The sequence below is a fragment of the Brevundimonas sp. KH_060 genome (assembly GCF_057838275.1).
Genome location: NZ_CM174463.1, coordinates 3,063,264 through 3,086,835, shown reverse-complemented (window position 1 = coordinate 3,086,835; position 23,572 = coordinate 3,063,264). Strand labels below are relative to the sequence as shown.

The window sequence follows — 23,572 nt, the reverse complement described above, 5'->3', positions numbered from 1 at the left end:
ATCCGGCCATGTGACGGATTACGGCTGCCAGCCGCCCGGCGTTTCGGGGATGACGTGTTCGCCCTCGTCCGAGACCTCGCCGCGGTTCTTCTTCACCTCGGCCCAGGCGGCGCGCAGCAGTTCGGTCACGCCCTCGCCCGAGACGCCGGACACCAGATAGGGTCGACGGCCCGCGACCGCCTCCAGCTCCGCCGCCTTCTCCTCGCGCGCTTCGGGCGTCAGGGCGTCGATCTTGTTCAGCGCCAGGATTTCGGTCTTGTCGGCCAGGCCCTCGCCATAGGCCTCCAGCTCGCCGCGGATGATGCGATAGGCCTCGGCCACATCGTCCTGCGTGCCGTCGATCAGGTGGATCAGGCTGGCCGAGCGCTCGACGTGGCCCAGGAAGCGCGTGCCCAGCCCTGCGCCGTCGCTGGCGCCTTCGATCAGGCCGGGAATGTCGGCGATGACGAAGCGTTCCGACGGGCTCAGGTCCACCATGCCCAGGTTCGGCGTCAGGGTGGTGAAGGGATAGTCCGCCACCTTGGGCCGCGCCGCCGAGACGGCCGACAGGAAGGTCGACTTGCCCGCATTCGGCAGACCCGCCAGACCGATGTCGGCGATCAGCTTCAGCCGCAGCCAGATCCAGCGCTCCTGGCCTTCCTGGCCGGGGTTGGCGTGGCGCGGGGCCTGGTTGACCGGGCCCTTGAAGCGGGTGTTGCCCCAGCCGCCGTTGCCGCCGGACAGCAGCTTCACCTTCATACCCGCTTCGTCCAGGTCGACGAGCACCGTCTCCTTGTCCTCGTCCAGCACCTGGGTGCCGACGGGGACGCGCAGGACCACGTCCTCGCCCTTGGCGCCGTGCATCTGGCGGCCCTGGCCGTGGTTGCCGGTCGGGGCCTTGAAGTGCTGCTGATAGCGGAAGTCGATCAGGGTGTTCAGCCCGTCGGCCGACTCGACCCAGACGTCGCCGCCCTTGCCGCCGTCGCCGCCGTCGGGGCCGCCGTTGGGTATGAATTTTTCGCGACGGAACGAGACGGAGCCCGCGCCGCCGTTGCCGGAGCGAATATAGATCTTGGCCTGATCGAGGAACTTCATGGGCGCCTTATGACCGAAGAGAGCGGCGAATTACAGGCCGGACCCGTTCGAGATCAGCGAACTTCGAAGACGATGGAGAATTCGTGGAGCCCCTCGAGGCCTTTTGCAGCCCGCGCGGAACGCGTTGCGCGCAGCGCCGTCATGCCGAAGCCGTACCCCGTCGGGCTCTCGGCGACGATGCGGCAGGCGGTCGGCGAACCGTCCATGAAGGCGCATCGCAGGGTGGCGACGCCGCTGACCTTGTCCTGCAGGGCCTTGGGCGGCGTTTCGATACGCGGCGGCGCCGACCAGCGCACGGACGCCGCCGCGGGCGCCTCGGCTGCGGGCGTCGTCTCTTGGAACGCGACGATGGACATCATGACGAGAAGCAGCATGACCGCGCTCCTGAACAGCTAGGATCGTGTTCCTGAGTCGCCGCCTGAACGACGGCAAGCCCGATCGTGCGTCTTCAGCCGCGCGCCCAGACGCCGAAGGGATCGCGCCATTCCATGCCCAGAGCCTGGGCCACGGCCGGGTGGGTGATCTCGCCCTTCAGCACGTTCAGCCCCTTGGCCAGATGCGGATCGGCGCGCAGGGCCTCCAGCCCCCGGTCGGCCAGGGCCAGTCCGAAGGGCAGGGTGGCGTTGTTCAGGGCTTCCGAACTGGTGCGCGGCACGGCGCCGGGCATGTTGCCGACGCAATAGTGGATGACGTCGTCGACCACATAGGTCGGCTGGTCGTGGGTGGTCGGGCGCGAGGTCTCGAAGCAGCCGCCCTGGTCGATGGCGACATCGATCAGGACGCTGCCCTTTTTCATCGAGGCGAGTTGGTCGCGCCGCACCAGGGTCGGCGCCTCGGCCCCCGGCGTCAGGACGGCGCCGATCACCACATCGGCCTTGGGCAATTCTTCCTCGATGGCGTGCAGGGAGGAATAGCGGGTGATGACGCGGCCGCCGGTCAGCTCGTCGATCTGACGCATGCGAGGGATCGAGCGTTCCAACACGACCACCTCGGCGCCCAGGCCCATGGCCATGCGCGCGGCGTTCAGCCCCACGACCCCGCCGCCCAGCACCAGCACCCGCGCCGGCGCCACGCCGGGCACGCCGCAGAACAGCAGTCCCATGCCGCCCTTGTGCTTCAGCAGGGTCTCGGCCGCCGAGAAGACGGCGATGCGCCCGGCCACTTCGGACATGGGCGCCAGCAGCGGCAGGCCGCCGTTGCGGTCGGTCACCGTCTCATAGGCGACGGCGGCGCAGCCGGAAGCCAGCAGGGCCTTGGTCTGCTCGGGATCGGGCGCCAGGTGCAGATAGGTGAAGAGGATGTGGCCGTCGTTCAGCAGGGCGAACTCGGTTGGTTGCAACTCCTTGACCTTCACGATCATGTCGCTGCCGGCGAAGACGGTGCGGGCGTCGGGGGCGATGCGGGCGCCGGCCTTGACGTAATCGGCGTCGGCGAAACCAGCGCCGACGCCCGCGCCGGTCTCCATGACCACGGCGTGGCCGTGGGCGACGTATTCGCGCACGGCGGCGGGCGTCAGGCCGACGCGATGTTCATTGGTCTTGATCTCTCGGGGGCAGCCGACGCGCATCTTCTTTTCAAAGTCCTGGCCCTGTCATAGGGCGCGGCGACGCTAAATGAGCCTTCAGGGTCGCGCTAGTGAAAAATAAAACCCCGCCGGGCGAGGGGCTCGGCGGGGTTGCAGGGCAGTCTTTACGATCAGGGAAGGATCAGTTCTTGGCGTCCCTGGCCGCGCCTTCGACGGCTTGGCCGGCGGCCTGGGTGTCCTTGCCGACGCCCTGAATGGTGTTGCAGGCGGCGGTGGTCAGGGCCGCGGCGGCGACGGCCAGGATGATGAGTTTACGCATGGAATGCTCCTGAGACGTGGGACTGTCGGGACGGAAGCCCTCAGGCTTTCAGAACGCCACGCTCAAGGTCGGGTTCCACTGACCCGGAAGGCGGCGACCTCGCGCACATGGGCCGGGCCGTGGGCTTCGGGCGTGACGAAGGTCAGGCGGGCGATCGAGCCGCCCTCGGGCGCCGGGAGGATCTCGGCCTCGCCGCGCAACTGTTTGGCGAAGGCGATCATCAGGGTGCGTCCCACCCCGGTTTCAGCCGCGTCGGCGACGCCGGGCCCGTCGTCCTGCACCTCCAGCACGCTGACGTCGCCCTGAACCCGGAAACGGACCTGCAGGTCGCCGCCGCGCCCGGCGAAGGCGTGCTTCTGGGCGTTGGAGACGGCCTCGACCACCCACAGGGCCAGGGGCGCCAGCTTGTCGGGGTCGATGACCAGGGGATCCGCTTCGATCGTCGTGGTCACCAGGGGGCCGCGCACCGCCTCGCCGGCGATCAGCTGGCCGACCAGTTCGCGCAGGAAGGTCTCTGAGTCGGCCTCGCGGACGTGCTCGCTCTGGTAGAGAATGCGGTAGATCAGGGCCAGGGCGGCGATCCTCTGGCGGGTGTCGCCCAGGGCCGCGCGCGCGCCGGGATCGGTCACCGCCCGCTGCTGCATCGACAGCAGGGAGGAGATGATCTGCAGGTTGTTCTTCACTCGGTGATGGATTTCGCGCATCAGCGCGTCCTTCTCGTCCAGGGCCTCCAGCAGGGCCTTGTCGCGTCGGGTGATGTTGTCGCCCAAGGCGCCGAGGGTGCGGGCCAGGACGCGGATTTCGGCCGGAGCGTGCTCGGCCTGGACCGGGCGCACCGAAAAGCGGCCGCGCGCATAGATGGCGGCCACCCGTTCCAGATAGGCCAGCCAGCGCACCACGATCCGCTCGGACAGCAGCATGACGGCGGCGAAGGTCGCCAGCCAGGCCGCCAGCGGCAGCAGCAGGGTGCCGAAGGGGTTCAGCCGCGCCCAGGACAACAGGCCCGGCGCGGGGGCGGACAGCAGGACGAAGACGTCGCGTCCCGACAGCGGCGCGCCCGCATAGACGTGGCGGCGGCCGCGCGCGTCCTTGGCCTCGAACAGGGGGGTGTCGCCGCGCTGGGCCTGCGCGGCCCAGGCGGCGATGGCCTGGGGATCGTTGAGCTGGAAGGCCTGGGCGTCGGTCGTGGTCAGCACCCGGCCGGAGGTGTCGATCACCGCCGCCTGAGCGCCGATCGGCAGGGCGGGATCGCGAATGTCCGGCTGCAGCGCCGTCAACGGCAGGATGGCGGCCATGGCGCCCTGGAAGGCGCCCATGGGCCGTTCGGAGCGGACCGCGACCAGCAGGGCGTTCGGCTTCCCGGCGGTCCATTCCATGACCACGTCTTCGCCGCGTCTCAGCCGTTGATACCAGGATCGTTCGCGCACCTCGGCGCCCGTGGGCGGAGGAACGGCGCGGGAGGCGCAGACCGGCTCGCCCGTGGCGCTGAAACGGGCCAGGCCGGCGATGCTGTCCATCCGTTCGACCAGGGTCGTCAGGCGCGGCTCGCAATAGAAGCCGACGCCCTCGGGGGCCAGGGCCTGCAGCAGCACCACGGCGCTGTCGATGTTGTTCTTGGCGTGGGCGGCGCTGCGGTCGGCGGCCAGTTGCAGGTCGATGCGCTGCTCCGCGGCCTGACGGCGGAAGCCCGCCTCGGTCTGGATCACGGCCAGCAGAAGGATCGGCAGCAGGGCGATGGCCATGGCCACGCCCAGGCGGAAGCGGATTCCCTGTACGCTGGGCCTTCCGAGCTTGCGCCCCAGAACCCGGCCGATCCGCAGCACGACTATCTCCGCCCGGCGCCGCTCAGCCTGTCGGCGTCGGCCAGGATGGATCGCATGGCGTCCCCGGCCGACTTTCCGTCGCGGGCGTAGCCGCCGCGCTCCAGCGTGGCCTGCAACGCCTTGCGGGCGCGCGACACGCGACTCTTCACCGTGCCCACGGCGCACTGGCAGATCTCGGCCGCCTCCTCATAGGCGAAGCCCCCGGCGCCGACGAGGATCAGGGCTTCCCTCTGTTCCTCGGGCAGGGTCTGCAAAGCCTGGCGCAGTTCGTCCAGGGCGACGGGCGCCTCGGGATCGTCCACCGCGATCAGGGTGCGTTCGGCGGCTTCCTGATCCAGCTGGGTCTGACGCCAGGACCGACGCTTCTCGGAGTAGAACTGGTTGCGCAGGATCATGAAGGTCCAGGCCTTCATGTTCGTGCCCATCTGATAGCTGGCGCGCGCGTCCCACGCCTTCATCATGGCTTCCTGGGCCAGGTCGTCGGCCGCGGTCGGGTCGCCGGTCAGGGTGCGGGCGAAGGCGCGCAGATGAGGGATCAGGGTGACCAGTTCGGCCTTGAAGGCGCCGTCATCGGCCGACGGGGGCCGGGATGGGGTGCTGGTCACTGTCCCTCCTTAGTGGACGACGCTTGATCGGCGCGTCTGAGGATCTCCAGGAATTCGTCGGGAACGGGTTCGTTCACGACCTCGTCGAACATATGGCGCAGCTTCACGCCGATCGCCTGCTGGCGCAGACGGACCTCTTCAAGCCCTCGATCGTGCGACGGTGTCCCGTCGGGGTGAGCGGGGGTGTCCTTGGTGTTGATCATCGAGTTTACGGCTGCCGCCCAAGCCAGTTGAAACGCCTGTAGAAGCGGAAAACGCCGCCTTACGCATAGGGTTCCTAACGCCAGGCGTTTTTATGCTCAAGCTGGATGACGGCTCGGGAACCGTGGCCCATTTGATACGTTGAGTCCGCTGGTGCGCTGACTAATGTGCGGCGTGAAGACTGTCGGGGAAAGAACCATATGAGCCTTCTGGCCAGACTTGCGCCTCATCTGCCCTACGTTCGTCGTTATGCGCGGGCGCTGACCGGCGACCAGACGACGGGCGACAACTATGTTCGCGTGGCTCTCGAAGCTCTTGCAGCGGGCGAGCGCCAACTGCCGACGGATATGACCCCGCGGGTGGCCTTGTATCACGTTTTCCACACCATCTGGTCGGCCACGGGCGCCCAGCTTGAAGACGGCGGGGCGGTCGAGGGCGATGACGCCGCTCATCGCCTGATGCGGATTTCGCCGCGCTCGCGCCAGGCCTTTCTGCTCACTGCGCTGGAAGGTTTCACGCCGTCCGAAGCGGCTCAGATTCTCGCTGTCGATCCGCGCACGGTCGAGCGCCTGATCGCGGAGGCCCAGTCCGACATCGACGCCGAACTGGCCACCGATGTCCTCATCATCGAGGACGAGGCCATCATCTCGGCCGACATCGAAAGCCTGGTGAAGGAGCTGGGCCATCGCGTTACCGGCACCGCCACCACCCATGACGAGGCCGTGGACGCCGTGGCGCGTCACACGCCGGGCCTGGTGCTGGCCGATATCCAGCTGGCCGACGGCTCGTCGGGCATCGATGCGGTCAAGGACATCCTCAAGCGCTTTGACGTGCCTGTCATCTTCATCACCGCCTTCCCCGAGCGGCTGCTGACGGGCGAGCGTCCCGAACCGACCTTCCTGATCACCAAACCCTTCCAGCCGGAGACGGTGAAGGCGGCGATCAGCCAGGCTCTGTTCTTCCATCCGTCGCGTCAGAAGCAGGCCGCGTAAGGTCGACGCGGCGAGACTGTTTCAAAGGGCCCCGAGCGCTGTTTCGGGGCCTTTTTCGTATTCAGGTGGCGGGATCGGCCAGCGCCGCAGCCGGAGCTTCGGCCGTCGCCTCGACCGGCGCTGGTTCGGCGGCGCGGTCTTGGCGCTGGAAGCCTTTGTTGCTGACGGCCCACATGCCGATCAGCAGGACGGCGGCGGCTCCGGCTGAAAGCAGCAGGATGACCAGAATTCGCCGTCCGCCTCGGCCCTGGCGTACATATTGAGCCTCGACGGCGTGGTGGTCATGAACGGCGTCGGCGGAGTGGGAATGCGGGTCTTGATGGGTCATCGGCTCGCCTCCTTTTCGCGGTCGGAAATCCTCTATGGCCAACGCTGCGGTCGCTCGGCTGTTCCGCGACGGCGACAGGGCGTCGGAGGGGCGGCGTCCTTTGGAACCGAGTTTCGCGCGCGTCGTTATCTGGTCGTCGAGGGCTATTCCCCCGGACCGGCCTGACCGTCGGTCTTCGCCCTCGCCTCATTCTCGATGATGCGACTCCTAGGCGGATCCTGAACGGGTCCGCCTTCTTTTTTGTCGGCCGGCCGGGAGAGCGGGCGATCCGGCGTGCTTGCTCTCTGACGGCGAGGCGCCACTATGGGTTCTGAAAGAAAACGCTTGGAGACGGATGATGAGCCTGCGCAACAGACAATGGATCCTGCGTCAGCGGCCGCACGGCCTGATTCAGGACGGCGACCTGGAACTGGTCGAGAGCGTCACGCCCGATCTGAAGGACGGCGAGGTTCTGGTCCGCACCGTCTATCTGTCGATCGATCCGACCAACCGCACCTGGATGAATGACTCCGAGGGCTATCTGCCGCCCGTCGGTCTGGGTGACGTCATGCGCGGCCTGACCTTGGGCGTGGTCGAGCAGTCGCGCGGCGAACGATACAAGGAAGGCGATCTGGTCATGCCTCTGTCGGGCGCCTGGGCCGACTACGCCGTCGTGCCCGAAGCGGGGCTGCGGCCGGTCCACCGCGCGCCGGGCCTGCCGTTGACCGCCAACCTGTCCGTGTTGGGCATGACCGGCATGACCGCCTATTTCGGCGTCACCGACGTGCTGAAGGCGAAGGCGGGCGAAACCCTGGTCATCTCGGCGGCGGCGGGAGCGGTCGGCTCCATCGCCGGCCAGGTGGCCAAGCAGCGCGGCTGCCGCGTCATCGGCATCGCCGGCGGCGCCGAGAAATGCCGCTGGCTGACCGAAGAGCTCGGCTTCGACGCCGCCGTCGACTACAAGAACGAGGACGTCGGCGACGCCCTGGACCGCCTGGCTCCCGACGGGATCGACCTCAATTTCGAGAACGTCGGCGGCGACATCATGATCGCCGTCTGGAATCGGCTGAAGGTGCACGGCCGCATGGCCGTGTGCGGCCTGATCTCGGCCTACAACGCCACGCGGATGCCGCCCTCGCCCAACTTCGCCCGCATCATCACCCATCGTTTGGACGTGAAGGGCTTCCTGGTCCTCGACTACGCCCACCGCGCCAAGGAAATGGTCGCCGAGATGGGCCCGTGGCTGGCCGACGGGAAAATCCACTGGAAGGTTCATGTCGACGACGGTCTGGAAGGCGCGGTCGGCTCGTTGAATCGCTTGTTCACGGGCGACCATGACGGCAAGCTGATGGTCAGGGTGTCGGAAGAACCGGCCGCCTGACGGAGGGAAGACCACGCATGACCGAGCCGCTGCACGTCCATTTCGAGGACCTCGAGATCGGTCAGGTCATCCCCCTGGGCGCCTGCGCCGTGGATGCGGCGGCGCTGGATCTGTTCGCCGAACGGTTCCAGCCGGGGTGGGACGTGGCCTACGGCGCGCCCGAGGCCATGGTCTACGCCTTGTGGAGCCGTCTGGCCGCCGACCGCACCAGCGGCTGGGCTGGAGCCAAGACCCTGGCGGTCGACGGCCTTCGCTTCCTGCGCAGCCCCCCGGCGGGCGAGCTTCTGCGCGGACGCCTGACCATCATGGGCAAGGATCCCGTCGGAGACGAAAAGGGCGTGATCATCGCCCAGCAGGACCTGTTGGATGAGGCGGGGCGGCTGGTCTTCTCCTGCCTGACCCGAGCCCTGGTGGCGCGCCGCTAAGGTCGCGTCCCTCTCCCACAAGGGGAGAAGGATAAGAAAAAACGCCCCGCCAGTTTCCTGACGGGGCGTTTGATCTTTTGGACTTCAGGGCCTCAAGCAGCGCGAACGCGCGTTAGGCCCACAAAGAGCGCCTCAAGCAGCGTGACCGCGCGTTAGGCCCTCAAACATCAGGCGTTGGCGGCGGCCGGCTGCTGCTTGGCGGCGCGGGTCAGGGCCACGGCGATCAGACGATCCCAGCCCAGCAGCGACACCAGGTGGGCGTAGATCTGGCCCAGGGCGCCGTTGTCGCGCAGTTCTGCCAGCTTCTCGGCCGGCAGGGCCTTCAGCTTGTCTTCCGAGACGGCGAAATACTCGGCGATCTTTTGCGGCGTTCCGGCCGAGCCGTCGGCGTTGCGCGGCGTGTAGTTGGCCTCGCGCACCTCGAACAGGTCCAGTTCCTTCAGCAGGGCGACGAAGGATTCGCTGCGCACGCGCTCCTGCTCGAAGTTGTTGCAGAACTCCATGCCGAAGTTGACGTAGCCGCTGGGCTGGCCGTTCTCGAACAGAGGCGTCTCGCCGCCTTCGACCACGAAGGGGGCGGCGCGGTCGATGCACAGCACCAGGCGCTTCTGCTCTTCGTCATTGGCGAAGACGAAGGGATAGCGGCGGACGTAGGCCGGGATGTAGGCGTCGGGGCGGAAGTCGCCGTCCTCGATGAACAGGTTCTCGCCGGCGTTCAGGCCCATGGCCGCGACCGGCTGCTTGGCGTCGCCGACGAAGATGACCGGATAGGTCAGGGCGGCCGGGGCGAACTCCGTGACCGTCAGCGGCACCACATTGGTCTGGGCGACGAAGGCGTAGGGCTTGTCCGCCGGGGTCACGCCCAGCTTGCCGTGAGCCTCGGCCGACAGGGGCTCGGGCTGGGAATAGAACAGGACGTTGCCCGACAGGGGGCTGTTCGCTTGGATGGCGTCGGTCATGAAAAACGGATCTTCTGAACAGAAAGGACGGTTCTTCTAGCCCATGGCCGGGGCCGCCGCAAACGCCGCTGTTTGGCCACATTGCGCCGGCGGCGGGCGCGGCTCGAGCGGGTGCGACCGTCGATGCGGTTGCAGCGGCGGCCCTGACCTCCTAGCTGTAGGCCATGGGTCTCGTTTGCGATCATGAACACGCGGCCGGAGGGGCTGACGCCGCCGAGGTGGAACGCGCCCTGACGGCGGTCGAGGCGCGCTGCGCCGTGGACGGCGAGCGCATGACCGCCCCGCGTCGCCGGGTGCTGGAGCTGCTGCTGACGGCGGGCGAGCCGGTGAAGGCCTATGACCTGATCGCCCGCTATGGGCTGGATGGACAGGCGGCCAAGCCGCCGACCGTCTATCGTGCGCTGGACTTCCTGGAGCGCCGGGGCCTGGCGCACCGCATCGCCTCCATCAGCGCCTATGTCGCCTGCACCGCCGACGCCCTGGGCGAGGACAAGGGGCATGCCGCGGCCTTCCTGATCTGCGACTGCTGCGGCGCCGCCGAAGAGGTGGCGGTTCAGGGCGGCGACGCCTTCGCCCGCGCCGCCGCCGGCGCCGGCTACGCCATCGAGCGCACCACCATAGAGGGGCATGGCCGCTGCCCGGCCTGTCGCGTGGCGGCCTGAACCTGATGGACGCCCTGGCCCTGTCGGCGCCGCGCCGGATCAGCGTCCCCATCGACAACCGCTGGGGCGGCGGCGAGATGGCGGTGCTGGACTTCGGCGACCGCGAGCGGCCGGTCGATCTGGTCTTCGTTCACGCCAACGGCTTCAACGCCCGCACCTACCGCACCCTGTTGCAGCCCCTGTCCAGCGCCCTGCGCATCTGGGCGCCCGACCTCCGCGGCCACGGCGCGACGCGCCTGCCCGCGGAGCCCGAAGGCCATAGGAGCTGGAAGGATCACCGCGACGACCTGATCGGCCTGCTGGAGGCGATCGGCGGTCCGCCGGTGGCCCTGGCCGGTCATTCCATCGGCGGGACCAGCGGTCTGCTGGCCGCCGCCGAACAGCCCGAACGCGTGTCGCGCCTGCTTCTGCTGGACCCGGTCGTCTGGCCGCGCCCCATGGTGATGGCGCTGAACCTTCCGCTGGCGAACCGGCTGTCGCATCACTTTCCCATCGTCTCGCGCACCCTGAAGCGCCGCGCGGTGTTCGACAGCCGTGAACAGGCCCTGGCCGCCTATCGCGGACGCGGCGCCTTCAAGGGCTGGCCGGACCTGATGCTGGCCGACTATCTGGCCGACGGCCTGGCCGAGACGGATCGCGGTCTGGAACTGACCTGCAGCCCGGCGTGGGAGGCGTCCAACTACGGCGCCCAGGCGCATGACCCGTGGCGGGCGCTGGCCCGCTATCCGGGCGCGGTGCGCATTCTCAAGGGCGAGACCGGCAGCCTGTGCGCGGTTCGACCCTCGTCGCGTCGCGCGAACATGCAGGTCGAGACGGTGGCGGGCGGCGGTCATTTGTTCCCCATGACCCACGCCGAGATCACGCGCGACGCCCTGTTCGACCTGGCGGTCTGAGATCTCGTCGAAAGCGAGGCGTCCTCAGGGGTTGTCGCCGGGCGGTTCGATGCTAGTCCTGACTGCGATGACGCCGTCCGCTTCTTCTTCTCACCTGCCACGCATCCTGCTGGGCGCGCTGATCGGCGCTGTCCTGGGCCTGCTGATGCTGGGGGTGGCGCTGGCCGCCTGGTGGCTGGCGGTCGCGCGTCATGAGCCTCAGTCGATCGTCGCGCCCGAGGGGTTCGAGGCGCGGCTGGAAGAGGCGGCGGGCGGCGCCGCCTTCGGCCTCAGCCCTGTCTACGCCTATGAGCCGGACAGCCCGCGCTCCAGTGGCGCCGTCTGGTTGTCCCAGATCGCCTCCGAGCTTGAGGCTCAGGGCCATGAGATCCGTCCCGTTCCGACGGATGATCCCGAACTGAACCGTGAGATCGAGCGCTTGGCCCGCCGCTGGGCGGAGCCGCCGCGTCGGCCGTTGCTGATCTGGAGGGGGCCGACGGGGCTGATGCTGTGCCGCTGCGATCATCCGCGCGCGCGGGCGCAGGCGCGTCAGCTGTTGGCGGCCTCGGTCTCGACGCCAGCGGATGCGGTCGAAGCGCAGCCTTCTGTGGTCGCGCCGCGCCGAACGGTGGAGCCGACGGGACCGGCCTATCCGCGTCTTGGGCCGCCGCCGGCCAAGATCGCCGCGCCTTCTGCGCCGCCCGTCGCCGCTCCGGCGCGGGCAGCATCCCCGACGCCGTCCTTGCCGGGGGATCCGGCGCCCAGGCGGGCTGAGGCCAAGGCGTCGCCTGCGTCGCCCCGCGCGCCTTCTGCACGTCCCGCTTCGCCCCGGCGCACTGATCCGCCCGAGGCGCGGCGCGACGCCGAGAGCCTGTTCTTCTGAGACCTCAGTCCAGCCGGGCGCAGGCGTGGATCAGCCGCTCCACGTCTTCTTCGCTCTGATAGAGGCTGAAGCCGAAGCGGATGACGTCGTCGCGCACGTCGGCGATGACGTTCATCTCCTGCAGGGCCGCCTTCCAGCGCGGGGCGTCGGCGTGGCGCAGGGCCAGGAAGCGAGCGCGCGGCGCCGTCCCCTCGACCGGGTTCAGGATCTCGGCCTGGGCCAGCGCCCCGGCCTCGTTCGACCGGATCGCCGTCTGGAACCGGGCCTGATGGCCGCGCGCGTGATCTGCGATCATCGCTGTGGTCAGGCCGTGCTGGTCCAGCATCCGGCGCACGGCGTTGAAGCGATACAGGGCGCTGGCGTCGAAGGTGGCGCCCCAGAAGCGGCCGCCGTCGGTGCGGTACTGGACGCCGCCGGGCGGGCCTTCCAGATGGCCGAACTCGGCGAACCAGCCGGTCACGACCGGGCGCGGGCCGAAGCCGGGCGGGGCGTGCAGGAAGCAGGCGCCTTCGCCGGCCATGGCGTATTTATAGCCGCCCGCCAGATAGAAGACCTTGTCCGCCACGGCCGACAGGTCGGTCGGCGTCGCCATGAAGCCGTGGTAGCCGTCCACGACCACCCACGGCCCGGCCGGATCGGCCAGGTCCGCCAGCTCGGCGATACGTTCGAACAGGCCGCCGGTGCGGAAGAAGACTTGGCTGATGAAGATCAGATCATGCCCGCCCGCCTTGGCCGCCGCGACGAAGCGTTCGGCGAAGGTCGCGAACGGGGCCAGGGGCACGCGGGTGACGACGGCCTGCCCGGCCTCTTCCCAGCGTTCCGACTGGCGGCGGAAGGAGTGGAACTCGCCGTCGGTGGCCAGGATGCGCACCGGCGTCTTATCGACCGCCGAGACGATGCGCAGTAGGATTTCATGCGTATTGGGCGCGAAGATCAGGCTGTCGGGCGAGGGCAGGCCCAGCTCGCGCGCAACATGGCCCTGGGCCTCGGGGATGACCTCGCCGAACACCAGATCCCATTTGCGGTCGGCGAAGCGGTTGGCCTCGGCCCAGGCCTGGACCTGGCCGTCGAAGCTGACGTCGGGCCACAGGTGGTGGCTGTGAGCGGCGAAATGCAGGCGTTCCGGATCGAGGCCCAGCGCGCGCGAAAACAGGGGCTTGTAGTTCATGGCGCTACGCTAACCCGCGCCGCGAGCGGCGTCACCGGCCAAAGAAAAAGGCGGGCGCGCCGTACGCACCCGCCTCTCTTAACTCAGTCTTTGGCGCTCAAGCAGCGAGCGACCGCGTCGCGAGCGTAGCGCCGCGGACGTCAGCGCGCCTCAAATAAGACTACCGTGGCAGTGCTTGAACTTGCGGCCAGAGCCGCAGGGGCAGTCGCCGTTGCGGCTGGTGCGCTCCCAGCCGATGGGCAGGGCCTCGACCGGCAGCTTGGAGCGATCATCGCCCGTCAGTTGACCTTCCGGGTTCTGGGCCATCGGGTTCAGCATTTCATTTTCGCCGGTGCCGGGGTTCAGGTGGATTTCCTGGAACTCGGGCATCTCCATCGGCGGCGGCGCCTGGAACTGGAACTCGACCGTCATCAGCCAGCGCGTGACGTTGTGGCGCAGGTCGTGCAGCAGCGTCTCGAACAGGTTGAAGGCTTCGGTCTTGTATTCGTTCAGCGGGTCGCGCTGGCCGTAACCGCGCAGGCCGATGACGCCGCGCAGGTGGTCCAGGTGGACCAGGTGCTCGCGCCACTGCATGTCGATCATCTGCAGCATGAACTGCTTTTCGAGGCCGCGTGTCTGGTCGGCGCCGATCAGTTCGAGGCGTTCGGCGGCGCGCACGTCGGCGGCGGCGAGGATGCGTTCCTCGATCTCCTCGTTGGAGACGCCTTCCTCGGCGGCCCAGTCATGCAGCGGCAGTTCCAGGCCGAGGGTGGACTTCACCTTCTCGTCCAGGCCGACGATGTCCCACTGCTCGGCATAGGCCTTGGGCGGCATGTAGCGTTCGACCAGGTCGTTGATCGCGTCGTTGCGGAAGTCGCCGACCAGTTCCGACAGGTCTTCGGAGTCCATGAACTCCTGACGCTGCTCGAACACGGCCTTGCGCTGATCGTTCACGACGTCGTCGTACTTCAGCACGTTCTTGCGCATGTCGTAGTTGCGGGCTTCGACGCGCTTCTGGGCGGTCTCGACGGCGCGGTTCAGCCACGGGTGGCTGATGGCCTCGCCCTCGGCCACGCCGAACGACTTCATGATCGAGTCCAGACGGTCGCCGGCGAAGATGCGCAGCAGGTCGTCTTCGCACGACAGGTAGAATTTCGAGGTGCCGGGGTCGCCCTGACGGCCGGTCCGGCCGCGCAGCTGGTTGTCGATGCGGCGGCTCTCGTGGCGCTCGGTGCCCAGGACGAACAGGCCGCCGGCGGCCATGGCTTGTTCCTTGGCGGCGGCGATTTCGCCCTTGAACTCGGCTTCCTTGGCCTCAAGGTCTTCCGGCGTCACGGCGACAGCCATGTTGCGCTGTTCCTGGGTCCAGCGCTGGATGCGCATCTCCAGGTTGCCGCCCAGCTGGATGTCGGTGCCGCGGCCGGCCATGTTGGTGGCGATGGTCACGGCGCCGGGCAGACCGGCGTCGGCGACGATATAGGCTTCCTGCTCGTGCTGACGCGCGTTCAGGACGTTGTGCGGAATGCCGCGGCCGGTGACGTAGTCGATGTCATAGGCGGCGTCGCCGACCTTCTGCGCTTCCTTCTCGCGGCCCGCGTATTCGGGCTTTAGGGTGCGTGAGCGCTCGACCTTGTAGTCGTAGGTCTTGAGGACTTCGGACAGTTCCTCGGAGTTCTCGATCGAGACGGTGCCGACCAGGATCGGCTGGCCGCGAACGTGGCATTCCGCGATCTGGGCGGCGATGGCGGCGTTCTTTTCCTTGAAGGTACGATAGACCTCGTCGTCGTAATCCTTGCGCTGGATCGGACGGTTGGTCGGCACTTCCAGGACGTCCATCTTGTAGATGTCGAGGAATTCCTGGGCCTCGGTCGCGGCCGTCCCGGTCATGCCGGACAGCTTTTCGTAGAGGCGGAAATAGTTCTGGATCGTCACCGAGGCCAGGGTCTGGTTCTCGGGCATGATCTTGACGTCTTCCTTGGCCTCGATGGCCTGGTGAAGACCTTCGGACAGGCGACGGCCCGTCATCATGCGGCCGGTGTATTCATCGATCAGGACGATCTCGCCGTCCTTGATGATGTAGTCTTTGTCGCGCGTGTAGAGCGTGTTGGCGCGCAAGGCCTGGTTGGTGTGGTGGACCAGGCTGACGTTGGCCGGGTCGTACAGGTCGACGGTGTCCTCGGCGAAGTGGCCGGCGTCCTGAAGCATCTGCTCCATCCGCTCCGAGCCCAGCTCGGTCAGCAGGGCCTGGCGCTGCTTTTCGTCGAGGTCGTAGGTGTCCTTGTCCTTGACCAGCTCCTTCACCAGGGCGTCCAGCACCTTGTAGAGGTCCGAACGGTCCTCGGTCGGGCCCGAGATGATCAACGGTGTGCGTGCTTCGTCGATCAGGATGGAGTCGACTTCATCGACGATGGCGAAGTGGTGGCCGCGCTGCACCATCTCGCGACGGTCGTAGACCAGGTTGTCGCGCAGATAGTCGAAGCCGAATTCGTTGTTGGTGCCGTAGGTGATGTCGGCGTTGTAGGCCATCTGGCGCTGACCCTGCGACAGGCCGTTGACGATGACGCCGACCTCAAGCCCCAGGAAGCGATAGACCCTACCCATCTGTTCCGCGTCACGGCGGGCCAGATAGTCGTTGACGGTGACGACGTGGACGCCCTTGCCCGCCAGGGCGTTTAGATAGACCGGGGCCACGGCGACCAGGGTCTTGCCCTCGCCGGTGCGCATTTCAGCGATGCCGCCTTCATGCAGGATCATGCCGCCGGTCATCTGCACGTCGTACTGACGCTGACCCAGCACGCGCTTGGAAGCTTCGCGCACCACGGCGAAGGCTTCATTCTGCAGCTTGTCCAGGCTCTCGCCGCCTTCGATGCGGTCGCGGAACGTCTGCGTCATCATGCGCAGTTCGTCGTCCGAGAAGGCCTCGAACTTGGATTCAAGGGCGTTGATCTTATCGACCTGGCCCATGAAGGCCTTGACCTTGCGGTCGTTGGAGGAACCGAGAAATTTCTTGGCGAAGCCGAGCATGGGCGATCCGGGTCAGGCGGTCGAGCGGCTGAAGGCTCTGAGAAAGACAGTTTCACCCGGTCGGAGGGCCGCGATCACGCCGGCCCCGGGCCTTCCCTGCAGATGAGGGCGCGCGAAGGGCCGCGCAGACGATCGAAAACCCCTCGACTTGGGCGCAGGCGGGACTTAAGCACCGCCCTTATCCCTGTCAACGCGAGGGCCTTTTTAAGGCGGCGTGTTTCAGGCGCGAATGTCCGTTTCGACGGCCTGTCCACAGACCCTTGCCCGGAGCGTCCGATGCGAGCGCGACGTCCCCTCCACAGCCTGTTTCTGGTCGCCGTCGCCGGTTTGGCGCTGGGCGTCGCCGCCTGCGGGCGCGGCGGCGATGAAGCCGCCCCGGAAAAGAACGACCGCGTCGTGGCCAGGGTCAACGATCGCGCCGTCTGGGCCTCGGACGTGCGCCGCGAGGCGGTGGCGCAGGGGTTGATCGGCGAGGACGATCCCCTGGACGCCTCATCCGAACTGTTTCGCCGGGTGATGGACGAGGTGGTCGATCAGAAGCTGCTGGCCGCCGAGGCCGAGCGCCGGGGTCTCGATTCCAGCCCCGCCGCCCAACGCCGCCTGCAGGCCGTGCGCGAACGCATCCTGGGCGACATGCTGGTCGAGAAGGTGGTGTCCGGGGCCGTGTCCGAACAGGCGGTCGAACGCCTCTACGCCGAGCAGCAGCGTCTGGCCCGCGCGACCGAAGAGGTGCGGGTGCGCCTGATTCTGGCGCCGACCAAGGAACAGGCCGACGCCGTTCTGGGCGTCCTGGGCCAGGGGGCGGCCTTCGAGGCCGTCGCCGCCCAGCGCTCGATCGACGACGCCACCCGCTATTCCGGCGGCGACCTGGGCTATTCGACGCTGGACGTCCTGCCCGCTCCCTACGCCGCCGCCCTGCAGGGGCAGACGCCGGGCGCGGTCGTCGGCCCGATCCAGACCGAGACCGGCTGGGCCGTGCTCAAGGTCGAGGATCGCCGCGTCGAAACTCCGCCGACGCTGGATCAGGCGCGGCCCCAGATCGTGCGCTACCTGACCTATGAAGGCGTCCGCCAGTTGCTCGAACAGCTTCGCGGTCAGGCCGAGGTCGAGATCACCCTGGACGGGGCCAAGACCGCTCCGCCTTCAGCCCCCGTTGAGTCCGCAGTTGCGCCTGCGGCCCAGAAAACGTCCGCTTCTTCCGCCGGAAACACCTCATGAGCCAGCCGCCCTCCAAGTCCGCCTCGACCGGCAAGAAGATCGAAAACGCCATTGAAAAGGCGTTGGACCCGCTGGCCTCGGCCTTGAAGCGCGCGACGCAATCGGCCACCCAGGCGGTCGCCGCCGCGCCGGGCAAGCCCGGCCTGATGATCTCGCCGCTGGCCGTGCCCTTCCCGACCATTCCGCCGATCGGCGGGGTCGAGATCGCCACCGCCCGCGCGGGCTTCTACAAGCATGAGCGCGATGATCTGGTGGTCTTCCGCTTCCCCGTAGGCGCGTCCTGCGCCGGCGTCTTCACCCGGCACAAGGTCGGCTCGGCGCCGGTCGACTGGTGCAAGCGCCAGCTGGACGCCGACAAGGGCGGCGAGGGGGTCAAGGCCCTGGTCGTCAACGCCGGTTGCGCCAACGCCTTCACCGGCAAGGCGGGCGCCGACGCCGCGCGCCGCACGGCCTCCGAGGTCGCCAAACGCTTCGACTGCCGCCAGCGCGACGTCATGCTGGCCTCGACCGGCGTCATCGGCGTGGTGCTGGACGACAAGAAGATCACCGCCCGCCTGCCCGAGGTGGAAGCCGGTCTGAAGGCCGACGCCTGGGCGCAGGCCGGTCTCGGCATCATGACCACGGACACCTTCCCCAAGGGGTCCTATGCCGAGTGCGAGATCGAGGGGGTGAAGGTCCGCATCGCCGGGATCGCCAAGGGCTCGGGCATGATTGCGCCCGACATGGCGACCATGCTGGCCTTCATCGTCACCGACGCCGACATCGCCCCGCCGGTGCTCAAGGCCCTGCTGAACCTGCACGTCCGCACCACCTTCAACAGCGTGACGGTGGATGGCGACACCTCGACCAACGACACGGCGCTGCTGTTCGCCACGGGCGCGTCCGGCGCGCCGCGCATCGGCCGCGTCGGCGACCGCCGCCTGAAGGAATTCTCGGCCGCGCTGGACGACGTCATGCTCGACCTGGCGCACCAGCTGGTGAAGGACGGCGAGGGCGCGACCAAGTTCGTCAAGGTGACGGTGGACGGCGCCGCCAGCCCCGCCTCGGCGCGCAAGCTGGCCAAGTCGATCGCCGACAGTCCCCTGGTCAAGACCGCCATCGCGGGCGAGGACGCCAACTGGGGCCGCATCGTCATGGCCGTGGGCAAGACGGAGGAGGCGGTCGACCGCGACCGCCTAGCCATCCGCTTCGGCCCCCATGTCGCCGCCGTCGACGGGGCCCCTTCGCCGACCTACGACGAGGCGGTCATGAGCGCCTATATGAAGAACCCCGAGATCGACATCACCGTCCATGTCGCCTCGGGCCGCGCCTCGGCCACGGTCTGGACCTGCGACCTGACCAAACGCTACATCGAGATCAACGGAGACTACCGCTCGTGAGCGAGGCGCCCGCCGTTCCCACCGTCCTGGTCGTCGCCGTCGCCCTGATCGATCCCGACGGCCGCGTGCTGATCGCCAAACGGCCCGAGGGCAAGCAACTGGCGGGCCTGTGGGAATTCCCCGGCGGCAAGGTCGAGCCGGGCGAGCGGCCCGAGGCCGCCCTGATCCGCGAGCTGAAGGAAGAACTGGGCATCGACGTCAAGGAGGCCTGCCTGGCTCCCTTCGTGTTTACCAGTCACGCTTACGAATCCTTTCACCTGTTGATGCCACTCTACCTGTGCCGGCGCTGGTCCGGCGTGGTCGAGGCGCGCGAGCATGCGGGTCTGGCCTGGGTGAAGCCGGACAAGCTGTCAGCCTATCCCATGCCTCCGGCCGACGAACCGCTGATCGCCTGGCTGCGCGATCTGCTCTGACAGGCCGACGACAGGGGAGGGCCGGGCGTGAAGGGTTTCATCTGCCGGTTCCACCGCGACGAAGGCGGCGCCACGGCCATTGAATACGGCCTGATCTGCGCCCTGATCTTCCTGGTCATCATCGGCGCCGTGGCCGCCTTTGCGGCGCGGTCGACAGCCATGTACGACTACATCTCCACGAATATCAGCGCCGCCATCAGCGGGGCCTAGACCCAAGGAAGGCGGGCGTCAGCCCTCTTCGCCGGTCTGCTCCCTGACGCCCAGCGCATCGGCCAGGCGCGTCTTGGCCGAGCCGCGTTTGGCGGGCTTCTGCTGGCTGTCGTGCGGCGCCCATCCGGCCAGGTGCACCATCTCGAAGGTGGCGGGGATGCGCCCGTCCGCCTCGGCGTGGCGCTCGGCGTAGAGCTGGGCCGCGCGGGCCAGCACGGCGCGGCTGAGCGGCCGGATCGGCCCGGCCAGCACATTAGTCTCGCTCATCGCCCGCAGGTCGCGCATCAGGGCGAAGGGGTCGCCATAGCGCACCGTCACCCGGTCCACGTCCGTCACCGGCAGGGCGAACCCGGCCCGTTGCAGCAGGGCAGCCCCGTCGAAACCGTCGGCGAAGGGCGAGACGCGCGCCTGGGCGCCGCCGTTGACCTCCAGCTCCGCCTCGGTCAGCACGCCGCGCAGCTCCTTCAGCGTCGCCGCCCCGAACAGGCTGGCCACGAACAGGCCGTCGGGTTTCAGTGCGCGCCGGATCTGGCTCAGAGCGCCCGGCAGGTCGTTGGCCCAGTGCAGGCCCAGCAGGTTGACGATCAGATCGGCCGCTCCGTCCTCAAGCCCCAGCGGCCCGGCGCCCGGCGCGGCGCGCTCGGCGGTCGAGCCGGCGGCGCGCACCTGCGCCACCCTTTCGCGCGCCGGGCTGGCGGCCAGGGCGCGGGCGAAGACGCCGGGGTGCGGCGACAGGTCGACGGGCGTCTGAAACTCGCGCAGGATCACTTCGAGGCTGTTCACCGCATTGTCGGCGGCGCGCAGGTGCAGGAAGTCGGCGTCGGGGAAACGCCGCTCGGCGCGGCTCAGGCGCGCGGCGCGGCGCGCGGCGTCGAAGATGATCGGGGGACCGGAGGAAGAAGAGGGGGCGCTCATGTCGGTTCAGGATGGGGGCTGGCGGGGTCGATTGAAAGCCAGAACGGCTAATTGGACCTCGCCTTTAGCATCCGGCGCGCGCGATGCGGGCCGGGGCCTGCTGGATATCTTGCTGCCGCCCGTCGCGCATGACAGCCGCGAGGCGTCGGCCACGGCGGGCCTGTCGCCCGACGCCTGGAGTCGGGTGGCCTTTCTGGAGGCGCCCGTCTGCGACGGCTGCGGCGCGGCGTTCGAATATGACGGCGGCGACTTCGCGGCTGAGCGGTGCGCGGCCTGCACGGCCAGCCCCTACGCCTTCGACCGGGCGCGTGCGGCCTGCGTCTATGACGAGGCGTCGCGTGGCGTCATCCTGAAGTTCAAGCATGGCGATCAGCAGGAGTTCGCCCCCCTGTTCGCGCGCTGGATCAGCCGCGCGGCCGCGCCTCTGATCGAGACGGCCGACGCGGTGGTTCCCGTGCCCCTGCACCACGCCCGCCTGCTGTCGCGCCGTTTCAACCAGGCCGCCGAGATCGCCCGGCCTCTGGCCCGCGCGGCGCGGCTCGACTATCTGCCCGACGCCCTGATCCGCCCCCTGCCGACCGTCAGCCAGGGCGGCAAGTCCGCGCGTGGGCGGCGATTGAACGTCAAGACGGCCTTCGCTGTGACCGAGGCGGGGCGGCGGCGGATCAAGGGGCGGCGCCTGCTGCTGATCGACGACGTGTTGACCACGGGGGCCACGGCCGAGGCCTGCGCGCGGGTCTTGATGGAGGCCGGAGCCCGCGCCGTGGACCTGGCCGTCATCGCGAGGGTGAAAAACGCGCGCGAACCGCTTAAGTGAGGGGGAACCTTCCCATTCGCCTTCAGGAGTTCCCCTTGGCCGAAGTCGTTCTCTACACCAAACCCGGCTGCCCCTACTGCATCCGCGCCATGGCCCTGCTGGACCGCAAGGGTGCGGCCTATACGGAGATCGTCGCCTCCAACGACCCTGCCAAGAAGGCCGAGATGGTCGAGCGCTCGGGCGGCGCGGCCACCTTCCCGCAGATCTTCATCGACGGAAAACACGTCGGCGGCTCGGACGACATCCATGCCCTGGACCGCAAGGGCGAGCTGGACGCCCTGCTGGCGGCCTGAAGTGACCGACACGCTCGACATCGCGCTGATCCAGACGCGGACGCCGGCGACGGCGGCTGCGGGGCTGGCGCATGTCGAGCCCCTGATCCGCCAGGCGGCGGCCGGGGGCGCGCAGCTGATCCTGACGCCCGAGGGGACCAATTTCCTTGAGCAACGCCGCGCCTTGCGCGACGCCGCCTTGTCGGATGAAGGCGCTGATCCCGCTGTCCTGGGGCTGAAGGCCCTGGCCGCTGAACTGGGCGTCTGGCTGTTGGTCGGCTCGGCCATCGTCCGTTCGGGCGCGGCGGATGACCCGCGCGCCGCCAACCGGTCCCTGCTGATCGACCCCAGCGGAGCGATCACGACCCGCTATGACAAGCTGCACGTCTTCGACGTCGACCTGCCGAACGGCGAGACCTATCGCGAAAGCGCTTCGGTGCGGCCGGGCCAGGCGGCGTCGGTCGCCGCTGCCCCCTGGGGGCGTCTTGGCCTGACCATCTGCTACGACCTGCGTTTTCCGCATCTGCATCGCGCCCTGGCCCAGGCGGGCGCGACGTTGATCGCCGTCCCCGCCGCCTTCACGCGCCCGACCGGCGAGGCGCACTGGGAGACCCTGCTGCGCGCCCGCGCCATCGAGACCGGCGCCTTCGTCCTGGCGCCAGCCCAGGGCGGGACGCATGAGGACGGCCGCCAGACCTGGGGCCGCTCCCTGGTCGTCGGGCCGTGGGGCGAGGTGATCGCCCGGCTCGACCACGACGAACCGGGCGTCCTGCACGCCCGGCTAGACCTTTCGGCCGTCGACAAGGCGCGCGCCAGCGTGCCCGCCCTGCGCCACGACCGCCCGTTTGATCCGCCGCTATGATCCGCTACGCCCTGTCCTGCGACCGCGACCATGGCTTCGAAGCCTGGTTCGGCTCCTCGTCCGACTATGACGACCAGGCGGCGCGCGGCCTGGTCGAATGCCCCTTCTGCGGCTCGACGGCGGTGAAGAAGCAGGTGATGGCCCCGGCCGTCTCCGGCACGAAGAAGACCGCGCCTTCGCCCGACGCCCTGAAACCTGAAGCTCTGCAGCATATGCAGTCGATGATGATGCAGGCCGCGCGCGAGGTGCGCGACCACGTCGAGCAGAATTTCGACTACGTCGGCGACGCCTTCGCCCGCGAGGCGCGCGACATCCATGAAGGCCGCAGCGAAAAGCGCGAGATCTATGGCGAGGCCACCCCCGCCGAGGTCAAGAAGCTGAAGGACGACGGCGTGCCCTGCGCCCCCCTGCCCAGCCTGCCGCCCGACCCCAAGAAGGCGAACTGACCGCAGATGGGGGAGGGGGAGCGGTACGAGGAATTCGCCCCGCCTGAAACCTTACGGCCCTTCGTGCGCCTGCTGTGGACCTACGCCGCGCCTCGCCCCAGCGGCGGGGTGCAGCGCATCGCCCCGGACGGCTGTCCCGAACTGGTCGTCGATCTGGCCGCCCCCTATGAGGAACAGGACGCTGACGGCGCCTTCCGCCTGCAACCGCCGGTGATCTTCGCCGGTCAGATGACCCGGCCCATGGCTATCCGCCCGGTCGGTCCGGTCGAGATCGTCGCCGCCAAGTTCGAGCCCGACGGGGCGCGGGAATTCCTCGGCCGCCCGCTGATCGAGGCGACGGACCGGCGGCTGGACCTCGTGGCGCGGCTGGACGGCTTCACGGCTCCGTCCGGCGATCCGGCGGGACAGGCCGCCGCTTTGGGCTCTTGGCTGGAAGAACAGCGCCGGGCGGGCGATTGGCGCATCGACTCCGCCGTCCGCGCCCAGGTCGTCGCCGCCGAGGATGATCTGGAGGGGCCGTCCCTCAACTCGGCCGAGCGCCGCGCCCTGCAACGCCAGTTCCGCGACCGCGTCGGCGTGGCGCCGCGCACCCTGCGCTCGGTCTTTCGTTTCCGCCGCATCTTCGATCACGTCATGGGCGAGAGCGCTGACGCCGCCTCCTGGCTGGAGGCGGGCCTGGCCGCCGGCTATTTCGACCAGCCGCAGATGGCGCGCGACTTCCGCCGCTTCTTGGGCTGCACCGCCACCGCCTGGGCGCGCGAACAGGTCGAGCTGGCGCGGCGGCTGGCGTCGCATTCCTACAAGCCCGCGCCGTGAGGGCGGCGTAAGCTCCCTTCCGTCC

General features: G+C 68.7%; 27 protein-coding genes. 15 read left to right on the top strand and 12 right to left on the bottom strand.

All coding sequences use genetic code 11. The features are described 5' to 3' along the window. Positions 1–18: 18 nt before the first annotated feature. From obgE to nepR, 7 genes are all read right to left on the bottom strand, one after another. Positions 19–1,074 (bottom strand): GTPase ObgE, encoded by a 1,056-nt coding sequence (gene obgE, locus AC3IPP_RS15270; RefSeq protein WP_489149573.1) that lies wholly within the window; start codon positions 1,072–1,074, stop codon positions 19–21. 53 nt (positions 1,075–1,127) lie between these two features. Then, a complete protein-coding gene (locus tag AC3IPP_RS15265) occupies positions 1,128–1,448 on the bottom strand; it encodes a hypothetical protein (RefSeq protein ID WP_489149572.1) in 321 nt (106 codons plus the stop codon). Positions 1,449–1,522: 74 nt separating this feature from the next. Next, positions 1,523–2,641, bottom strand: coding sequence for an alanine dehydrogenase (gene ald, locus AC3IPP_RS15260; RefSeq protein ID WP_087139143.1), 1,119 nt, complete (start codon positions 2,639–2,641; stop codon positions 1,523–1,525). Between the two features lie 139 nt (positions 2,642–2,780). Beyond that, entirely contained in the window at positions 2,781–2,918 is a 138-nt protein-coding gene (locus AC3IPP_RS15255) for an entericidin A/B family lipoprotein (RefSeq protein ID WP_024355200.1), read from the bottom strand. Positions 2,919–2,980: 62 nt separating this feature from the next. After that, the gene (gene phyK, locus AC3IPP_RS15250) at positions 2,981–4,660 is read right to left on the bottom strand and encodes a sensor histidine kinase PhyK (RefSeq protein ID WP_087139189.1); all 1,680 of its coding nucleotides are present in this window, start codon (positions 4,658–4,660) and stop codon (positions 2,981–2,983) included. 83 nt (positions 4,661–4,743) lie between these two features. Beyond that, the gene (locus AC3IPP_RS15245) at positions 4,744–5,346 is read right to left on the bottom strand and encodes a sigma-70 family RNA polymerase sigma factor (protein WP_087139142.1); all 603 of its coding nucleotides are present in this window, start codon (positions 5,344–5,346) and stop codon (positions 4,744–4,746) included. Next, entirely contained in the window at positions 5,343–5,549 is a 207-nt protein-coding gene (gene nepR / locus AC3IPP_RS15240) for an anti-sigma T factor NepR (protein WP_087139141.1), read from the bottom strand. Before nepR ends, AC3IPP_RS15245 begins: the two co-directional genes overlap by 4 nt. Before the next feature lie 198 nt (positions 5,550–5,747). On the opposite strand from nepR, the gene phyR reads away from it, so the two are divergent. Beyond that, entirely contained in the window at positions 5,748–6,539 is a 792-nt protein-coding gene (gene phyR / locus AC3IPP_RS15235; protein ID WP_489149571.1) for an anti-anti sigma factor/receiver protein PhyR, read from the top strand. 61 nt (positions 6,540–6,600) lie between these two features. Here the strand turns inward: phyR and AC3IPP_RS15230 are convergent, their stop codons facing one another. Then, the gene (locus AC3IPP_RS15230) at positions 6,601–6,867 is read right to left on the bottom strand and encodes a hypothetical protein (protein WP_087139139.1); all 267 of its coding nucleotides are present in this window, start codon (positions 6,865–6,867) and stop codon (positions 6,601–6,603) included. A 337-nt stretch (positions 6,868–7,204) separates the two neighbouring features. Between AC3IPP_RS15230 and AC3IPP_RS15225 the strand changes: the two genes are divergently transcribed. Together AC3IPP_RS15225 and AC3IPP_RS15220 are read left to right on the top strand one after the other, a co-directional pair. Next, positions 7,205–8,227: an NADP-dependent oxidoreductase gene (locus AC3IPP_RS15225; RefSeq protein WP_489149570.1), complete on the top strand. Its 1,023-nt coding sequence runs from the start codon at positions 7,205–7,207 to the stop codon at positions 8,225–8,227. Between the two features lie 17 nt (positions 8,228–8,244). Continuing rightward, the gene (locus tag AC3IPP_RS15220) at positions 8,245–8,652 is read left to right on the top strand and encodes a MaoC family dehydratase (RefSeq protein ID WP_087139138.1); all 408 of its coding nucleotides are present in this window, start codon (positions 8,245–8,247) and stop codon (positions 8,650–8,652) included. Positions 8,653–8,819: 167 nt separating this feature from the next. On the opposite strand, the gene AC3IPP_RS15215 is transcribed toward AC3IPP_RS15220, so the two are convergent. After that, the gene (locus AC3IPP_RS15215) at positions 8,820–9,611 is read right to left on the bottom strand and encodes a SapC family protein (RefSeq protein WP_087139137.1); all 792 of its coding nucleotides are present in this window, start codon (positions 9,609–9,611) and stop codon (positions 8,820–8,822) included. Between the two features lie 164 nt (positions 9,612–9,775). On the opposite strand from AC3IPP_RS15215, the gene AC3IPP_RS15210 reads away from it, so the two are divergent. From AC3IPP_RS15210 to AC3IPP_RS15200, 3 genes are read left to right on the top strand one after another with little or no spacing between them, the layout of a single operon-like run. Next, the gene (locus AC3IPP_RS15210; protein ID WP_489149569.1) at positions 9,776–10,273 is read left to right on the top strand and encodes a Fur family transcriptional regulator; all 498 of its coding nucleotides are present in this window, start codon (positions 9,776–9,778) and stop codon (positions 10,271–10,273) included. A gap of 5 nt (positions 10,274–10,278) precedes the next feature. Further along, complete coding sequence (locus tag AC3IPP_RS15205; protein WP_489149568.1) at positions 10,279–11,166, top strand: alpha/beta fold hydrolase; 888 nt, start codon at positions 10,279–10,281, stop codon at positions 11,164–11,166. A gap of 49 nt (positions 11,167–11,215) precedes the next feature. Further along, positions 11,216–12,028, top strand: coding sequence for a hypothetical protein (locus AC3IPP_RS15200; RefSeq protein ID WP_489149567.1), 813 nt, complete (start codon positions 11,216–11,218; stop codon positions 12,026–12,028). A gap of 4 nt (positions 12,029–12,032) precedes the next feature. Here the strand turns inward: AC3IPP_RS15200 and AC3IPP_RS15195 are convergent, their stop codons facing one another. Both AC3IPP_RS15195 and secA read right to left on the bottom strand, forming a co-directional pair. Further along, the gene (locus AC3IPP_RS15195) at positions 12,033–13,196 is read right to left on the bottom strand and encodes a kynureninase/PvdN C-terminal domain-containing protein (RefSeq protein ID WP_489149566.1); all 1,164 of its coding nucleotides are present in this window, start codon (positions 13,194–13,196) and stop codon (positions 12,033–12,035) included. Between the two features lie 150 nt (positions 13,197–13,346). Further along, positions 13,347–16,199 carry a preprotein translocase subunit SecA gene (gene secA / locus AC3IPP_RS15190; protein ID WP_489149565.1) on the bottom strand — a complete coding sequence of 951 codons (2,853 nt, stop codon included), beginning with the start codon at positions 16,197–16,199 and terminating at the stop codon, positions 13,347–13,349. Positions 16,200–16,475: 276 nt separating this feature from the next. Between secA and AC3IPP_RS15185 the strand changes: the two genes are divergently transcribed. The 4 genes from AC3IPP_RS15185 to AC3IPP_RS15170 are packed head-to-tail and all read left to right on the top strand — an operon-like array spanning position 16,476 to position 19,419. Beyond that, on the top strand, positions 16,476–17,417 hold the full coding sequence (locus tag AC3IPP_RS15185; RefSeq protein WP_489149564.1) for a peptidylprolyl isomerase: 942 nt from the start codon (positions 16,476–16,478) through the stop codon (positions 17,415–17,417). Then, positions 17,414–18,796 carry a bifunctional glutamate N-acetyltransferase/amino-acid acetyltransferase ArgJ gene (gene argJ / locus AC3IPP_RS15180; RefSeq protein WP_489149563.1) on the top strand — a complete coding sequence of 461 codons (1,383 nt, stop codon included), beginning with the start codon at positions 17,414–17,416 and terminating at the stop codon, positions 18,794–18,796. Before AC3IPP_RS15185 ends, argJ begins: the two co-directional genes overlap by 4 nt. Beyond that, positions 18,793–19,209, top strand: coding sequence for a (deoxy)nucleoside triphosphate pyrophosphohydrolase (locus AC3IPP_RS15175; protein ID WP_489149562.1), 417 nt, complete (start codon positions 18,793–18,795; stop codon positions 19,207–19,209). The genes argJ and AC3IPP_RS15175 overlap by 4 nt, the downstream gene beginning before the upstream one ends. 27 nt (positions 19,210–19,236) lie before the next feature. Next, positions 19,237–19,419: a Flp family type IVb pilin gene (locus AC3IPP_RS15170; protein ID WP_489149561.1), complete on the top strand. Its 183-nt coding sequence runs from the start codon at positions 19,237–19,239 to the stop codon at positions 19,417–19,419. An 18-nt stretch (positions 19,420–19,437) separates the two neighbouring features. Here AC3IPP_RS15170 and AC3IPP_RS15165 read toward each other — a convergent pair whose 3' ends face one another. Continuing rightward, a complete protein-coding gene (locus AC3IPP_RS15165) occupies positions 19,438–20,334 on the bottom strand; it encodes a methyltransferase domain-containing protein (protein WP_489149560.1) in 897 nt (298 codons plus the stop codon). On the opposite strand from AC3IPP_RS15165, the gene AC3IPP_RS15160 reads away from it, so the two are divergent. The 5 genes from AC3IPP_RS15160 to AC3IPP_RS15140 are packed head-to-tail and all read left to right on the top strand — an operon-like array spanning position 20,333 to position 23,547. Next, positions 20,333–21,151 carry a ComFC family protein gene (locus tag AC3IPP_RS15160; protein ID WP_489149559.1) on the top strand — a complete coding sequence of 273 codons (819 nt, stop codon included), beginning with the start codon at positions 20,333–20,335 and terminating at the stop codon, positions 21,149–21,151. The two genes, AC3IPP_RS15165 and AC3IPP_RS15160, sit on opposite strands and share 2 nt — an antisense overlap. 35 nt (positions 21,152–21,186) lie before the next feature. After that, positions 21,187–21,444 (top strand): glutaredoxin 3, encoded by a 258-nt coding sequence (grxC, locus tag AC3IPP_RS15155; protein ID WP_003164178.1) that lies wholly within the window; start codon positions 21,187–21,189, stop codon positions 21,442–21,444. 1 nt (position 21,445) lies between these two features. After that, positions 21,446–22,285 carry a carbon-nitrogen hydrolase family protein gene (locus AC3IPP_RS15150; RefSeq protein ID WP_489149558.1) on the top strand — a complete coding sequence of 280 codons (840 nt, stop codon included), beginning with the start codon at positions 21,446–21,448 and terminating at the stop codon, positions 22,283–22,285. After that, entirely contained in the window at positions 22,282–22,731 is a 450-nt protein-coding gene (locus AC3IPP_RS15145; RefSeq protein WP_489149557.1) for a DUF1178 family protein, read from the top strand. The genes AC3IPP_RS15150 and AC3IPP_RS15145 overlap by 4 nt, the downstream gene beginning before the upstream one ends. A 6-nt stretch (positions 22,732–22,737) precedes the next feature. After that, the gene (locus AC3IPP_RS15140) at positions 22,738–23,547 is read left to right on the top strand and encodes an AraC family transcriptional regulator (protein WP_489149556.1); all 810 of its coding nucleotides are present in this window, start codon (positions 22,738–22,740) and stop codon (positions 23,545–23,547) included. Positions 23,548–23,572: the final 25 nt, after the last annotated feature.